Genomic DNA, 14,879 nt, shown 5'->3' with positions numbered 1-14,879 from the left:
CGACCCAGGTGGCTCCCGAGTTCGAGGGCGGCGCTTACGACGTCCGTCCCTACGCGGGACCTTCCTTACGCCGGCGCCGTCGCGGCGGCAGTGGCGGCGGCCGTGTGCGGCTCGGTCGCTGCTGCCTCGCGGTCGGGCGCGAGCGGGTCGGTCACCGTGCCGGTCTCTTCATCGAACAGCCCCTGCGCCAGCCTGGTCACCGCTACGGGGACCGGCGGCGCCAGGTCGGCCACGGCGCGGAGACCGGACAGGACGTCGTCGGGTCGTACGGCAGGCGTCACGTGCCGAACAACCAGCCGCAGTATCGCACAGGGCCGGTCGGTCGGCCTATCGGCCGGCGAGGAGTCCGTCCGGGCGTCTTCCTCGACGGTTTCGAGGGAGGCGACCGCGGAACGGGCGTCGAAGGTACGGATGCCGTTCTTCATACGGCGCTGGACCTCGACGGTTTCGGCCGCCTCGAAGGCGTCCACCGCGCGGCGGGCGTCCTCGGGGGCGACGCCGTCCAGCCGCAGTTCCCACACCGAGGCCGTGAGCCGGTCGGCGAGCCCGGAGGTGCGGGCCTCGACGGCCTCGACGATGTCGAGTCCGGCGGGCATCGACTCGTCCAGCAGGACCCTCAGACGCTCGGGGTCCCTCGGCTCGGTGAGCGCGATCTCCAGGTACTCGGCCTCGCTGCCGGTGCCGGTGGGTGCGGCATTGGCGTACGACACCTTCGGGTGCGGCGTGAAACCGGCCGAGTACGCCATGGGCACCTCGGCGCGGCGCAGCGCGCGCTCGAAGGCACGCTGGAAGTCACGGTGGCTGGTGAACCGGAGGCGGCCGCGCTTGGTGTAGCGCAGTCGGATGCGCTGCACCGCGGGTGCGGGCGGCGGGCCTTCGGGCTGTCGCTTGCCCAGTGGATCTTCTCCTTGTCGCAAGGGGGCGCGGGGAGCGCCTTCCCTTCCAGGGTACGGCCGTACGGGACGGCCCCGGCGGGCCCGGTCGGGCACCGGGGCCGTGTCCCTTTCAGGGTACGTGCCCGTGGTGACGGCGGTTCCCCGCCGTCACCAGCTGGCGGGACGCTCTCCCTGCGCGCCGGTACCCGCTCCCGTACCCCGGGAGACACCGGACATGCCGTCCCCGTGCGGGGCGGACACCGGGGGCCCGAGCGCGGTGTCGCGCCGACGGGGAAGTCGGGTGCGGGTCCGCTCACGGCGTTCGGGGCGCACCACCGGGGGTTTGGCGCCCGCGACCGGCAGCGGGCCGGAGATGGCGACCGCGACGGCGACCCGGCCGGGACGAGACGCCTGGTCAGGGCTCGATCAGCGCTTGATCAGCGGAATCCGGTCGTCCTGCCCGTCCGACGAACCGACTGCTCCCTTTCCGTCCCGGTCGCCGCGTGCGCCTGCTGTTCCGGGATCACCGACGAGCGCCCGCCGGACGTCCTGGCGCACCTGGCGGACAGTCGCGCGGACGGAACGGAGAGTGTCCTGTGTGACGCGAACCACACTCCGAGCGGCCTCCGCGAGCGGCCTCAGCACCGCGTCACGGACGGCGTGACCGACCGGCGTGAGCACGGTCCGGTACGCCCAGCGGGCCGGCTCCACGACCGTCCACCGGAAGAAGGCGGCCAACGCCCGGCCCACGGCGAGCGAGACGTGCCCGGCGACCCGCCAGGCGTGCCCGAGGGCCTCCCCGACCTCCCGCGCGACGACGGCCAGCACTCGGCCGACGGGCGCCAGCACCCAGCGCCACACGGCGTGCGCGGGCCACACCACCAGGACGCGGAGCGTCCAGTACAAGGCCGTGGCGAGCGCGGCGACGAGCATCGAGGCCAGCGCGAGGAGCCCCCGGCCGCACCACGCCAGCGCGCACCCGACCGGAGTGAGCACCCACCGGTACAGCCACACCGACGGCACGACGAGAAGCCGGTGTCCCAGCCAGGCCAGGGCGTGCCCGAGAGGCATGAGCACCCACCGGTACAGCCACCCGGCCGGGACGACGACCAGTACCGTGCCCAGCCACCGCAGCGCCGCCCCGAGCGGCACGAGCACCCAGCGCCAGAGCGCCACGAACGGCCACACGAACACCGCGCGCCCCACCCACACCAACGCGCGCCCCACCGGACGGAACACCGTGTCGCCGAGGAACCGCCCCACGACCACCAGGACGTCCCACACCATCCGCAACGGCACCACCAGCACGAGCGCCACGATCCGCACCGGCATGCGGAGCGCGACGACGAGGCACCCCTCGCCGGCCTGCTGCTCCCGTGACTTCTCCAGATCCATACCGGCAAGGACGCCGGGGACGCCCGCGCGGATGCGAACACCCGGTTCCGGCGGTTTCTTCATATGCTGAACGTCTCATCGAAAAAAGGAAATTCGGAGCCTTCGACAAACCAATTGTCGCCATGGCCGTTCACTCATTCGCCGCGCATCCAAGTGAAAGTGCCGCCGTTAGTCGCTGTATGAAGGCAAGCAGGTCAGGTCCGCCCCAACTGCACTTCACGCGAACGCTGTTGAGTGCTCCCGCCGGCCCGATGAATCAATCCTGACATGAATGATGAACGCTACGACCCGCTCTGGTACAACGCCGACGCAGCGGACCCGTTCACCGAAATGGGAACCGGCCGGCACCGTGCCGGGGCCGTCTACGCGGAGCCCGTCGAGCCCCCCATGCCTCCCTGGGACCCGGCCGAGGAACTGGCCTACCTCCTCCAGGAAGCCCGCACCGACGAGTACACCGCCCCCACGGTGCCGCCCCCGCGCGAGGAGACCTCGGTCACCGCTCCCCCGGCCGGCAGCCCCTTGGGCAACCTGCAGGAGATCACGGCCGAACTGCCGCCCCTGCGCTCCGCACCCCGCGCCCACCGCAAGCCCCCACGGCCACGCCCCGACGCCCTGCGCGTCGCCAGCTACGCCATCGCCGCGATGGCGGCGGTCACCGTCTCGATGGTGAGCGTCTTCAGCGGCGTGGTCACCTACGAACCGCTGCTCCTCGTCACCACGGCGCACAGCAGCGGCGACTCCTCGTCCTGGTGGCCGATCCTGGTGTACGGCCCCTGGCTGGCCGGATCCCTCTCCATCCTCCGCGCGGCCCTCCACCAACGACGTGCCCTGCACTCCTGGTTCGTGGTCCTGCTCTTCTCCTCCGTCGCGGTCCTGCTGTGCGTGGCCCAGGCGCCCCGCACCGTCACCGACACGGCGGCCGCGGCCCTCCCCGGCGTCGCCGCCCTGGCCTGCTTCCAGCAGCTGGTCCGCCAGATCACCCTCACCCGCCCGCCCCGCCGCACGGTCAGCCCCCGCCACCGCGTCCGCCCGTACGGCGGCCGCCAGGTGCCCTGAGAGCCCGTCCACGGACAACGGAGCAGCGCCCCCCGCCCGAAGAGGCCGCTGCTCCGTTGTTCGTTCTCCCGTGTCGCCGCCCGGTCGCCCGGGCCACGCTCAGTGCGCGTGACCGCTCGGCACCGGACCCGCGTTCTTGACCGTCAGCGGCAGCAGTTTCTTGCCCGTCGGGCCGATCTGGATGCTCGTGTCCATCTGCGGGCACACGCCGCAGTCGAAGCACGGCGTCCAGCGGCAGTCCTCGACCTCGGTCTCGTCGAGGGCATCCTGCCAGTCCTCCCAGAGCCAGTCCTTGTCCAGGCCCGAGTCGAGGTGGTCCCAGGGGAGGACCTCCTCGTAGGTGCGCTCGCGGGTGGTGTACCAGTCGACGTCCACGCCGAACGGGGCCAGCGCCTTCTCCGCGCACTGCATCCAGCGGTCGTAGGAGAAGTGCTCGCGCCAGCCGTCGAAGCGGCCGCCGTCGTCGTAGACCGCGCGGATGACGGCGCCGATGCGGCGGTCGCCGCGCGAGAGCAGGCCCTCGACGATGCCGGGCTTGCCGTCGTGGTAGCGGAAGCCGATGGAGCGGCCGTACTTCTTGTCGCCGCGGATCTTGTCGCGGAGCTTGGCCAGGCGCTCGTCCGTCTCCTCGGCGGACAGCTGCGGCGCCCACTGGAACGGCGTGTGCGGCTTGGGCACGAAGCCGCCGATCGACACGGTGCAGCGGATGTCGTTGGAGCCGGAGACCTCACGGCCCTTCTGGATGACGCGCGTGGCCATGTCGGCGATCTGCAGCACGTCGTCGTCGGTCTCGGTGGGCAGGCCGCACATGAAGTACAGCTTCACCTGACGCCAGCCGTTGCCGTAGGCCGTGGCGACGGTCCGGATCAGATCCTCCTCCGAGACCATCTTGTTGATGACCTTGCGGATGCGCTCCGAGCCGCCCTCGGGCGCGAAGGTGAGACCGGAACGGCGGCCGTTGCGGGTCAGCTCGTTCGCCAGGTCGATGTTGAACGCGTCGACGCGGGTCGAGGGCAGCGAGAGGCCGATCTTGTCTTCCTCGTAGCGGTCCGCGAGGCCCTTGGCGATGTCGCCGATCTCCGAGTGGTCGGCGGAGGACAGGGAGAGCAGGCCGACCTCTTCGAAGCCGGTCGCCTTCAGGCCCTTGTCGACCATCTCGCCGATGCCGGTGATGGAGCGCTCGCGCACCGGGCGGGTGATCATGCCGGCCTGGCAGAAGCGGCAGCCACGGGTGCAGCCGCGGAAGATCTCCACCGACATGCGCTCGTGGACCGTCTCGGCGAGCGGCACGAGGGGCTGCTTGGGGTAGGGCCACTCGTCGAGGTCCATGACGGTGTGCTTGGACACGCGCCACGGCACGCCGGAGCGGTTCGGCACGACGCGGGCGATCCGGCCGTCGGGGAGGTACTCGACGTCGTAGAAGCCGGGAACGTAGACCCCGCCGGTCTTGGCCAGGCGCAGGAGGAGCTCCTCGCGGCCGCCGGGGCGGCCCTCCTCCTTCCAGGCGCGGATGATCCGCGTGACCTCCAGCACGGCCTGCTCACCGTCACCGATGATCGCGCAGTCGATGAAGTCGGCGATCGGCTCCGGGTTGAACGCCGCGTGGCCGCCGGCCATGACGATCGGGTCGTCGTCGGTGCGGTCCCGGGCCTCCAGCGGAATGCCGGCCAGGTCCAGCGCGGCGAGCATGTTGGTGTAGCCCAGCTCCGTGGAGAAGCTCAGGCCGAACACGTCGAAGGCCCGCACCGGACGGTGGCTGTCGACGGTGAACTGCGGCACACGGTGCTCGCGCATCAGCGCCTCGAGGTCCGGCCAGACGCTGTAGGTGCGCTCGGCCAGGACGCCGTCCTGTTCGTTGAGGACCTCGTAGAGGATCATGACGCCCTGGTTGGGGAGTCCGACCTCGTACGCGTCCGGGTACATCAGCGCCCAGCGGACGTCGCAGGAGTCCCAGTCCTTGACCGTGGAGTTGAGCTCTCCGCCGACGTACTGGATCGGCTTCTGCACATGCGGGAGCAGAGCTTCGAGCTGCGGGAACACAGACTCGGCGGCTTCGGCAGGCATCTCGCGAACCTTCGTGTGGTGACTGCGGTCCCCCCGGGCCGATGCCTCAGGGGCGGGTGACCATCCAGCCTAACCCGCCCGAAGGGGTCTCCCGTACGGCGCTCAGAACGGGAACGCCCGGCTGATCGAGCTCCACGCCTCGGGCAGCGCCTCCTCGGCGACCCGGGCGCGGTGCGCCTCACCGGCGTACAGCACCCCGTAGGTGAAGTCGCTCTCCCCCGCCGCGTGCGCCACGGCGGCCAGCTCGCGCAGGGTGCGGCGGGCCATGACGCTGTCCTGGTGGTCGCCGAGAAGGCCCTGCAGCGACTTCATGTCCCTGACCGCCTCCTCGGCGGGTTCGCCCAGCGCGGGGACCGCGGCCTCGGCCGCGTACCGGGTGCGCTTGGTCTTCTTGCGCGCCTCGTGCAGCGCGGTGTCGCGTTCCGGTCCGGGCGGCAGTTCCAGGGCGTGCTCGACGAGCCGGGCCAGCTTGCCGAAGTCCTTCGCGACGGCCTTGGCGAGGACCTTGTCCGGGCGGGCGGCGGCCTTCTTGCGCAGGGGCGGGTCGGCCAGCAGGGCGTCGAGGGTGTCGAGGAGGGAGAGGTGGCGGCGTGAGTCGAGGATGGCGACGAGCTCGTGGTGGGCGCCCTTGTGGCGGGCCTCGGACCAGGCGGCGAGGCGCTCGGCGACCGGGCCGGTGACCTGGTCGTCGGGGAGCCGGCCGAGGGCCTGGGTGAGGCGTTCGGCGAGGACCTCCTGGTCGCGGTCCTTGCCCAGCTCGGCGGCCAGCCACTTCAGGTCGGCGGCGGCCGGACCGGTGGCCGCGCGGTCGAGGACGGAGCGGAAACTGCGGAAGGTGCTGCGCAGCCGCCGGGTGGCGACGCGCATACGGTGGACGGCGTCGGGCACGTCCTGCCGCACGGCGGGGTCCAGCTCGACCAGGGCGTCGCGCTGGGCGCGGACGTAGGCGAGGACGTGGTCGCCGGCGGTGACGGGGGCGCCGTCCGGGCGGGGGCGGTGCTTGTGCCCGGGGGCGGCCTCGGGGGCGGTGGCGGGCGGCGTGCCGGCGGCGGCCTCACGCGCGGAGGATCCGGCGGCGGGCGCGGTCTCGGTCCGGGTCTCGGTCTCGGCGAGGGCGCGGGCCAGCTTCGAGGACGACGACGAGGGCCGTACGCCCGCCTTCCTCAGCCGTTTCTCCACCTTGTCGAGGAAGGCCGGGTCGCCGTCGTCGGCGAGTTCCACCTCGATCTCGGTCCAGTGCGCCTCGCCGCCCTCGCCGGTGAGGCGTTCGGCGTGCACGGTGTCGACGCTCACCTCGGCGAGCAGCCGGTCCTGTTCGTCGAGGAGGTGCCGGACGTCGCGGTCGGAGCGGAGGCGGACCACGGGCCGCAGCTCCCGGTCGCGGACGCGGGAGCGGACCAGGGCGGCGAGCTCGTCCGGGAGCGTGTCGGAGAGCGGGGCGCGGATCTCGTCCCGCACGCCGGGGGCGACGGGGAACTTGAGGTGCCAGCCGGCGTCGGCGCCTCCCGTGCGGCGGCGCAGGGTGACCGAGGCCGCGGCGAGACGCTGGTCGGCGGTGTCGTGGTAGGTGGCGTCGAGGTGGGTGACGCCCCGGCCGCGTACGGACGCGACGCCGGGGACGCGGGTCAGGTCGGGCAGAGCGGCGTCGTCGGACTCGTACTTCCGCTCGATCTCGCGCTTGGTGTCCGCCATGTAACGAATCTAGTCGTCCTGGGTGCGGAGCGGCAGTGGGCCGCTCCGCACCGGTGACGGTCGGTCGTGGGGTCAGGCGGACATGGGGCGCTGCATGCGGATCGACTGCAGCAGTCCGACCGCCAGCCAGGTCGCGAACATCGAGGAACCGCCGTAGGACACGAACGGCAGGGGCAGACCGGTGACCGGCATGATGCCCAGGGTCATGCCGATGTTCTCGAAGGTCTGGAAGGCGAACCAGGAGACGATGCCCGCGGCGACGATCGTGCCGTAGAGGTCGGTGGTGTCGCGGGCGATGCGGCAGGCGCGCCAGAGGATGATGCCGAGCAGGCCGATGATCAGCGCGCCGCCCACGAAGCCCAGTTCCTCGCCCGCGACCGTGAAGACGAAGTCGGTCTGTTGCTCGGGGACGAACTGGCCGGTGGTCTGCGAGCCCTGGAAAAGGCCGGAGCCGGTCAGTCCGCCGGAGCCGATGGCGATGCGGGCCTGGTTGGTGTTGTAGCCGACGCCGGCCGGGTCGAGCTCCGGGTTGGCGAACGCGGCGAAGCGGTTGATCTGGTACTCGTCGAGGATGCCGAGCTGCCAGACGGCGATCGCGCCTGCCGCGCCCGCCCCGAGCAGGCCGAAGATCCAGCGGTTGGAGGCACCGGAGGCGAGCAGCACGCCGAGCACGATGATGACCATCACCATGACCGACCCGAGGTCGGGCATGAGCATCACGATCAGCATCGGCACCACGGCGAGGCCGAGCGCCTGGAGCACCGTGCGGTGGTCGGGGTAGGGCTTGTCGCCCGCGTCGACCCGGGCCGCCAGCAGCATCGCCATGCCCAGGATGATCGTGATCTTCACGAACTCCGAGGGCTGGAGGGAGAAGCCGCCGGGCAGCTTGATCCAGGAGTGGGCGCCGTTGATCGTGGAGCCCAGCGGGGTGAGCACCAGCAGGATCAGGAACACCGAGGCGCCGTACAGCAGGGGGACCGCCGTGCGCAGCCCGCGGTGGCCGAGCCAGATGGCGCCGATCATGAGGGCGACGCCGATGCCGGTGTTGAGCCAGTGCCGGACCAGGAAGTAGTACGGGTCGCCCTGGTTCAGCTCGGTGCGGTTGCGGGTGGCCGAGTAGACCAGGAGCGAGCCCAGCAGGGACAGGGCGAGCGCCGCGAGCATTATCGGCCAGTCCATCCTGCGGGCCAGGCCGTCGCGGGCGAACACCCTCGTCCAGCCGGCCCGCTCGGGCCCGTACCCGGAGACCTGGAAGCTGTTGACGCCGCCGGTCATGACGCCGTCCTCTCCGGGCGTGCCGCGCGCGACCTGGGGCGCCGGCCACGCGGATGTCCCCCGCCGCGGCCGGGGCCGCCGCCGCGCCGTCGTCCGCGGCGGGTGTCGCGGTTGGTGTTCTCCGGGGACGGGGTCGTGCCCGCCTGCTGCGGGTCGGCCGGGTCGTCGCCCTGCGGAGCGGTGGCCTCGCCGTCCGGGGAGGGCGAGGGGCGGAACTCCTTGGCGAAGTCCTTGGCGATCTTCGGCGAGGTGATGGTGCCGTCCGTGCGGACCTTGGGGAGGGTCTTCTGCGGCTTGGGCAGCAGCGCCTTCCTGCTGTCGATCTCGCCGTCCTCGGACACGCCGTAGAGGGCGTTGTAGATGTTGCGCACGGCGGGGCCCGAGGCGCCGGAACCGGTACCACCCTGGGAGATCGTCATCACGATCGCGTAGTCCTCGGTGTAGGTGGCGAACCACGAGGTGGTCTGCTTGCCGTACACCTCGGCCGTACCGGTCTTGGCGTGCATCGGGATCTTGTCCTGCGGCCAGCCCCCGAACCGCCACGCGGCCGTACCGCGGGTGGCGACTCCCTCGAGGGCTTCGTCTATCTGCTTGAGCGTCTTCTTCGACGTGGGCAGCTTGCCGTGCGCCTTGGGCTCGATCTCCGTGACGGTCTTGCCGTCGGGGCTGATGACGGCCTTGCCGACGGTCGGGTCGTACAGCGTGCCGCCGTTGGAGATGGCCGCGTAGATGGTGGCCATCTGGATCGGGGTGACGAGCGTGTCGCCCTGGCCGATGGAGTAGTTCACCGAGTCACCGGCGCGCAGCCGGTTGCCTTCGAGGCAGTTCTCGTAGGCGATCTGCTCGGCGTAGCTGCCGCCCTTCTTGCCGTACTTGCACCAGGCGTCCTTGTTGGCCTTCCAGTAGTCGGCCTTCCACTGGCGGTCGGGGACGCGGCCGGTGACCTCGTTGGGCAGGTCGATGCCGGTCTCCTCGCCGAGGCCGAACTGGTGGGCGACCTTGTAGAACCAGTCGTTGGCGTTCTTCTTCGGCTTGTTGCCGCCGTCGCGCTTCCACTCCTCGTGGGAGAGGGCGTAGAAGACGGTGTCGCAGGAGACCTCGAGTGCCCGGCCGAGGCTGATCGGGCCGTGGTTCTGCGACTCGAAGTTCTTGAAGACCTGGCCGCCGATGGAGTACGAGCTGGAGCAGTTGTAGGGGCCCTCGAAGGAGTAGCCGGCCTTGATGGCGGCGGCCGTCGGGATCACCTTGAAGATGGAGCCGGGCGCCGACAGGCCTTGGATCGCGCGGTTCAGCAGCGGGTAGTTGGACTTCTTGCCGGTGAGCTCGGCGTAGTCCTTGGCGGAGATGCCGCCGACCCAGGCGTTGGGGTCGTAGGTCGGGTTGGAGGCCATGGCGACGACGCGGCCGGTCTTGGCCTCCATGACGACCACGGCGCCGGAGTCGGCCTCGTAGTTCCGCCCGGTGTTGCGGTCGTGCTGCTTGCGGGCCTCCTTCATCGCCTCGTTCAGTTCGTACTCGGCGATGCGCTGCACGCGGGAGTCGATGCTGGTGACGAGGTTGGCGCCGGGCTCGGCGGGGTCGGCCTGGGCCTGGCCGAGGACGCGGCCGAGCTTGTCGACCTCGTAGCGGGTGACGCCGGCCTTGCCGCGCAGCTGCTTGTCGTACTGCCGCTCCAGGCCGGAGCGGCCGACCATGTCGGAGCGCAGGTAGGGCGAGTCGGTGTCCTGGGCCTGCTGGATCTCCTCGTCGGTGACCGGCGAGAGGTAGCCGAGGACCTGGGCGGTGTTGGCCTTGCCGGGGCTCGGGTAGCGGCGCAGCGCCTGGGGCTCGGCGGTGATGCCGGGGAAGTCCTCGGCGCGCTCGCGGATCTGCAGGGCCTGCCTGGGGGTGGCCTCGTCGGTGATGGGGATCGGCTGGTAGGGCGAGCCGTTCCAGCAGGGCTGGGGGGTCTCGGCGTTGCACAGCCGGACCTTCATCATGACGTCCTGGGGCTTCATGCCGAGGACGCCGGCCAGCTTGGTGAGGACCGCCTTGCCGTCGTCCTCCATCTTCATGAGGTCCGTGCGGGAGGCGGAGACGACCAGGCGCGTCTCGTTGTCCGCGAGGGGGACGCCGCGGGCGTCCAGGATGGAGCCGCGCACGGCGGGCTGGACGACCTGCTGCACGTGGTTGCCGGAGGCCTCCTTGGCGTACTGGTCGCCCTCGCGGATCTGGAGGTACCACAGCCGCCCGCCGAGGGTGCCGAGCAGGGAGATGACGAGGACCTGGATGACGACGAGCCGGACCTGGACGCGTGTGCTTCGGCCGGTCTCGGGGATGTTGGTCACGCTGCTTCCTCCCCTCTCAGAGCGCGTGCGGATGTGAGCTGACGAGTGGTGAACGACCGGCCGGTGGACACGCGTTCCAGCCGCGTTCACCCGAACCGGTGAAGTTTCGGGAGGTCACAGGCGCTTGACCCCCTTGATGCGTCCGGCGCGGGCCGAGCGGGCGCGGGCCGCCTTGACCCGCAGGCCGTTGCGCTGGCCGCCGATACGCAGGCCGGTGCCGCCGGCCAGCCAGCCCGAGGAGATGTCGCCGGACTTGGCGGAGGTCGTCTCGGCGAGCGGGTCGTTCTCGGCGCGCCGCGCGAGGGCCATCACGCCCGGCACCACGAAGGGCGCGAGCAGCAGGTCGTACAGGGCGGCGGTGAACAGCAGGCCGCCGAGGCCGACATGACGGGCCGCGGTGTCCCCGACGAGGGCGCCGACGCCGGCGTAGAGCAGGGTGGAGCCGACGGCGGCGGCGACCACCACGAGCATCGGTCCGGCCGCCGTCCTCACCTGCCCGCTCTCGGGTTTGACGAGTCCGGCGAGGTAGCCGATGACGCACAGCACGAGGGCGTAGCGCCCGGCGGCGTGGTCGGCGGGCGGGGCGAGGTCGGCGAGGAGACCGGCGGCGAAGCCGACGAGGGCGCCGCCGACGTGGCCGTAGACCAGGGCGAGTCCGAGGACGACGAGCAGCAGCAGGTCGGGGACGGCGCCGGGGAGGTGGAGGCGGGCGAGGACGCTCACCTGGACGACGAGGGCGACGACGATCAGCGAGCTGGAGAGCAGGATCCGGTTGACGCGCATGGGGTGACAGCTCCTACTGCTCTGGCTGGTCGGGACCGTCGGCGGGCGCCGAGGGCGTGACGGTCACGGTCACGGTCGGCGTCGGGGTCGGCTTGGGCTTCGCGGGCAGCACCGTGTCGCGGGGGTCCTTCTCGGGCGCCTGGACGACGACGCCGACCACGTCCAGCTTGCTGAAGTTGACGAACGGCGTGACGTACAGGGTGCGGGTCAGGTCGCCGCCGGAGGGGTCGACGCGGGAGACGACGCCGACGGGGACGCCGGGCACGAACGGCTTGTCGGCCTGCGAGCCGAAGGTGACCAGCCGGTCGCCCTTCTTGATCTCGGCCTTGCCGTTGAGCAGTTCGACGCGCAGTGGGCGGTCGCCCTGGCCGGAGGCGAAGCCGAGTTCGTCGCCGGCCTCCATGCGGGTGCCGACGGTGAAGTCGGGGTCGCTGGCGAGCAGCACGGTGGCGGTGCTGGGTCCGACGGTGGTGACGCGGCCGACCAGGCCGTCGCCGTTGAGGACGGTCATGTCGCGCTCGATGCCGTCGTCGGCGCCGGCGTCGATGGTGATGGTCCAGGAGAAGCCCTGGGCCGCTCCTATGGCGATGACCTGGGCGCCCTTGATGCCGTACTGGCCCTTGCCGGCGACGCCGAGCAGCTTGTCGAGCTGCTTGAGGCGGCTGCGGCTGCGGTCGTCGCTGCCGAGTTCGGCCTTGAGCGCCGCGTTCTCCCGCTCCAGCCGGGCGAGCCGGTCGTGGCGGTCGCCGGACTCGCGGACGGCGGTGACGGCGTTGCCGATCGGGTCGACCGCGCTGGAGACGCCGTTCTCGATCGGGCCGAAGACCGACGCCGCCGCCTGGCGGGCACCGTCGACCGGCGAATCCTCCCCGCCCCGGATGTCCACCGTGATCAGCGCGAACGCGATGGCGATCAGCAGCACCAGGAGCAGCCGGCTCTCTTTCGTGTCCCTCACGTGCGGCGGCCGTGCCTTCCTCGTCGAGAACGGGTATGAGGTGGTTTCTGTTCAGGTTTCAGGTGGCGTGAGGGGTCTTCGGGGCGTCACCGCCCGGATCGTCCCTCGACACCAGCGCTCCGCCGCACGGGAGGGAAGGTCCCGTACGGCGGAGTCGTGGCGGTGTGTCATCGGCGGGGCTGGGCGTCCAGGACCTGCTGCAGCGCCTCGAACTCCTCGACGCACTTGCCGGAGCCGAGCGCCACGCTGTCCAGCGGGTCCTCGGCGATGTGGATCGGCATGCCGGTCTCCCGGCGCAGCCGCTCGTCGAGTCCGCGCAGCAGGGCGCCGCCGCCGGTGAGCACGATGCCGCGGTCCATGATGTCGCCGGACAGCTCGGGCGGGCACTTGTCGAGGGTCGTCTTGACCGCGTCCACGATGGCGTTGACCGGTTCCTCGATCGCCTTGCGCACTTCGGCGGCGGAGATCACCACGGTCTTCGGCAGTCCGGAGACGAGGTCCCGGCCGCGGATTTCGGTGTGCTCGTCGGTGTCGAGGTCGTACGCCGAACCGATCGTGATCTTGATCTGTTCCGCCGTCCGCTCACCCAGCAGGAGCGAGTACTCCTTCTTGATGTGCTGGATGATGGCGTTGTCCAGCTCGTCGCCCGCGACGCGGATGGACTGGGCGGTGACGATGCCGCCGAGGGAGATGACCGCGACCTCCGTCGTGCCTCCGCCGATGTCCACCACCATGTTGCCGGTGGCCTCGTGGACCGGCAGACCGGAGCCGATGGCGGCCGCCATGGGCTCCTCGATGATGTGCACCTGGCGGGCGCCGGCCTGGGACGACGCCTCGATGACGGCGCGGCGCTCGACGCCCGTGATGCCGGAGGGCACGCAGACGACGACCCGCGGGCGAGCCAGATACCGCCGCTTGTGGATCTTCAGGATGAAGTAGCGGAGCATCCGCTCGGTGATCTCGAAGTCGGCGATGACGCCGTCCTTCAGGGGGCGCACGGCGACGATGTTGCCCGGCGTGCGTCCGATCATCTTCTTCGCTTCGGCACCGACCGCGAGGATGCCACCGGTGTTGGTGTTGATCGCGACGACGGACGGCTCGTTGAGTACGATTCCGCGACCCCTGACGTACACCAGCGTGTTGGCGGTCCCGAGGTCGACAGCCATGTCACGGCCGATGAACGACATTGAGTTCCCCATCAGGATTCGTCTGGCCTTCCCACGAGCTTTTGAGGGCTTTTCAGGTCGGCGAGGTGGGTGCGGTGACGCGATGGCGTCCATGGTAGACGTGCCTTCGCGCACACTGTGCGAGGGTCTCCGCCATTGTCATCAGATGGCGCGTCGCCCTGCCTTTGGAGACGGGCCAACGGGGGCATCCGTTCCCCCGAACGCCATGCATATGCCAGAAAAGGCCCGAGGGCAAAGCTCTCAGACCATGCGAGGTACGACAAACAACCGGGCCGCGTCCGCGATGTGATCGTTATGCGCGGATTTCGTCGGGGCGGCACGCCCGTGCGCGCGGCGACGCCCCCGTGTGTCCGCGCGGCCGCACCGGGTCACCGCCGGGACCCGTCAGGGGCAGGCGCGCCGGTCACGGACGCGACCGGCGCGCGCCGGGGAACGCTCAGGCGCGGCCCGGGAAGAAGATCTTGATCTCGCGCGCCGAGGACTCCTCCGAGTCGGACGCGTGGATCAGGTTCTCCCGCACGATCACGCCGTAGTCGCCGCGGATCGAGCCCGGGGCGGCGGCGATGGGGTCGGTCGGTCCGGCGAGCTGGCGCAGGCCCTCGATGACCCGCTCGCCCTCGACGATCATCGCGACGACCGGGCCGGACGCCATGAACTCCACCAGCGGCTCGTAGAAGGGCTTGCCCTTGTGCTCTCCGTAGTGCTGCTCCAGCGTGTCCTGGTCCAGCGTGCGCAGCTCCAGCGCCGTGATCCTCCAGCCGGCCTTGCGCTCGATGCGGCTGATGATCTCGCCGGTCAGGCCACGACGGACGGCGTCGGGCTTGAGGAGGACGAGGGTGCGCTGGCTCACTGCGGGCTCCTTGTGGGTCAAATGGTGCGGGGCACCGAGATTACCGGGCGTGTCGGACGGCCCGTCACGCAGTGTCGGGCTGTTCCGCCTGTGCGGCGAAACGGGCCTTCGCCTCGTCCACCTTTCGCCCGAAGTGCACCGACGCCCACCACAGCAGCGCGAACACCGCGCCCATGAAGAACATCATCGGGACGAACACGCCGGAGGCGATGAGCGCGATCTGCAGCGCCCACCCGAGGGCGACCCCGCCCGGCCGGCCGACCATCCCGCACAGCGCCACGGACAGGAACATCGCGATGCCGCAGACCGTCCACACCGTGCCGGTCGACAGGTCGGGCTGCTTCATGGCGACAAGACCGGCGAACCCGATGACGAAGAACTCGCCGATCAGTGTCGAAGAACAGAGCGTACGCACGGGAT

Annotated in this window: 12 protein-coding genes; 1 reads left to right on the top strand and 11 read right to left on the bottom strand. The window is 71.0% G+C overall.

Going from position 1 to position 14,879, the window contains the following annotated elements:
- Positions 1-65 precede the first annotated feature (65 nt).
- Positions 66-854 carry a TIGR03936 family radical SAM-associated protein gene (locus tag ELQ39_RS21380; RefSeq protein WP_190000610.1) on the bottom strand — a complete coding sequence of 263 codons (789 nt, stop codon included), beginning with the start codon at positions 852-854 and terminating at the stop codon, positions 66-68.
- 447 nt (positions 855-1,301) lie between these two features.
- Entirely contained in the window at positions 1,302-2,270 is a 969-nt protein-coding gene (locus ELQ39_RS21375) for a hypothetical protein (protein ID WP_242595643.1), read from the bottom strand.
- A 267-nt stretch (positions 2,271-2,537) separates the two neighbouring features.
- Here ELQ39_RS21375 and ELQ39_RS21370 point away from each other — a divergent pair, with 267 nt between their 5' ends.
- The gene (locus tag ELQ39_RS21370; protein WP_242593458.1) at positions 2,538-3,326 is read left to right on the top strand and encodes a DUF2637 domain-containing protein; all 789 of its coding nucleotides are present in this window, start codon (positions 2,538-2,540) and stop codon (positions 3,324-3,326) included.
- A gap of 99 nt (positions 3,327-3,425) precedes the next feature.
- Here ELQ39_RS21370 and ELQ39_RS21365 read toward each other — a convergent pair whose 3' ends face one another.
- The 9 genes from ELQ39_RS21365 to ELQ39_RS21325 all read right to left on the bottom strand — a co-directional run bounded on the left by ELQ39_RS21365 (position 3,426) and on the right by ELQ39_RS21325 (position 14,874).
- Complete coding sequence (locus tag ELQ39_RS21365) at positions 3,426-5,390, bottom strand: TIGR03960 family B12-binding radical SAM protein (protein WP_225628023.1); 1,965 nt, start codon at positions 5,388-5,390, stop codon at positions 3,426-3,428.
- A gap of 102 nt (positions 5,391-5,492) precedes the next feature.
- A complete protein-coding gene (locus ELQ39_RS21360; RefSeq protein WP_242593456.1) occupies positions 5,493-7,082 on the bottom strand; it encodes a CYTH and CHAD domain-containing protein in 1,590 nt (529 codons plus the stop codon).
- 72 nt (positions 7,083-7,154) lie between these two features.
- Positions 7,155-8,357, bottom strand: a complete 1,203-nt coding sequence (rodA, locus tag ELQ39_RS21355; RefSeq protein WP_242593454.1) for a rod shape-determining protein RodA — start codon at positions 8,355-8,357, stop codon at positions 7,155-7,157.
- Positions 8,354-10,684 carry a penicillin-binding protein 2 gene (gene mrdA / locus ELQ39_RS21350; protein WP_242593452.1) on the bottom strand — a complete coding sequence of 777 codons (2,331 nt, stop codon included), beginning with the start codon at positions 10,682-10,684 and terminating at the stop codon, positions 8,354-8,356. Before mrdA ends, rodA begins: the two co-directional genes overlap by 4 nt.
- Positions 10,685-10,798: 114 nt before the next feature.
- Positions 10,799-11,467 (bottom strand): rod shape-determining protein MreD, encoded by a 669-nt coding sequence (mreD, locus tag ELQ39_RS21345; protein WP_190000616.1) that lies wholly within the window; start codon positions 11,465-11,467, stop codon positions 10,799-10,801.
- 13 nt (positions 11,468-11,480) lie between these two features.
- On the bottom strand, positions 11,481-12,422 hold the full coding sequence (gene mreC, locus ELQ39_RS21340; RefSeq protein WP_190000617.1) for a rod shape-determining protein MreC: 942 nt from the start codon (positions 12,420-12,422) through the stop codon (positions 11,481-11,483).
- 167 nt (positions 12,423-12,589) lie between these two features.
- On the bottom strand, positions 12,590-13,609 hold the full coding sequence (locus ELQ39_RS21335; RefSeq protein WP_006133575.1) for a rod shape-determining protein: 1,020 nt from the start codon (positions 13,607-13,609) through the stop codon (positions 12,590-12,592).
- 436 nt (positions 13,610-14,045) lie between these two features.
- A complete protein-coding gene (gene ndk, locus ELQ39_RS21330; RefSeq protein WP_019527665.1) occupies positions 14,046-14,459 on the bottom strand; it encodes a nucleoside-diphosphate kinase in 414 nt (137 codons plus the stop codon).
- Between the two features lie 64 nt (positions 14,460-14,523).
- Complete coding sequence (locus ELQ39_RS21325) at positions 14,524-14,874, bottom strand: DUF4233 domain-containing protein (protein WP_225628026.1); 351 nt, start codon at positions 14,872-14,874, stop codon at positions 14,524-14,526.
- Positions 14,875-14,879: the final 5 nt, after the last annotated feature.

This window comes from Streptomyces sp. GB4-14 (assembly GCF_022696125.1).
Taxonomy (GTDB): domain Bacteria; phylum Actinomycetota; class Actinomycetes; order Streptomycetales; family Streptomycetaceae; genus Streptomyces; species Streptomyces werraensis.
This window is presented reverse-complemented; position numbering and strand designations above follow the sequence as displayed.

Coding starts and splice junctions, on each gene's coding strand:
- ELQ39_RS21360 (WP_242593456.1), bottom strand. CDS start 7,082: ATGGCGGACACCAAGCGCGAGATCGAGCGGAAGTACGAGTCCGACGAC.
- ELQ39_RS21365 (WP_225628023.1), bottom strand. CDS start 5,390: ATGCCTGCCGAAGCCGCCGAGTCTGTGTTCCCGCAGCTCGAAGCTCTG.
- ELQ39_RS21370 (WP_242593458.1), top strand. CDS start 2,538: ATGAATGATGAACGCTACGACCCGCTCTGGTACAACGCCGACGCAGCG.
- rodA (WP_242593454.1), bottom strand. CDS start 8,357: ATGACCGGCGGCGTCAACAGCTTCCAGGTCTCCGGGTACGGGCCCGAG.
- mreD (WP_190000616.1), bottom strand. CDS start 11,467: ATGCGCGTCAACCGGATCCTGCTCTCCAGCTCGCTGATCGTCGTCGCC.
- ELQ39_RS21335 (WP_006133575.1), bottom strand. CDS start 13,609: ATGTCGTTCATCGGCCGTGACATGGCTGTCGACCTCGGGACCGCCAAC.
- ELQ39_RS21375 (WP_242595643.1), bottom strand. CDS start 2,270: ATGGATCTGGAGAAGTCACGGGAGCAGCAGGCCGGCGAGGGGTGCCTC.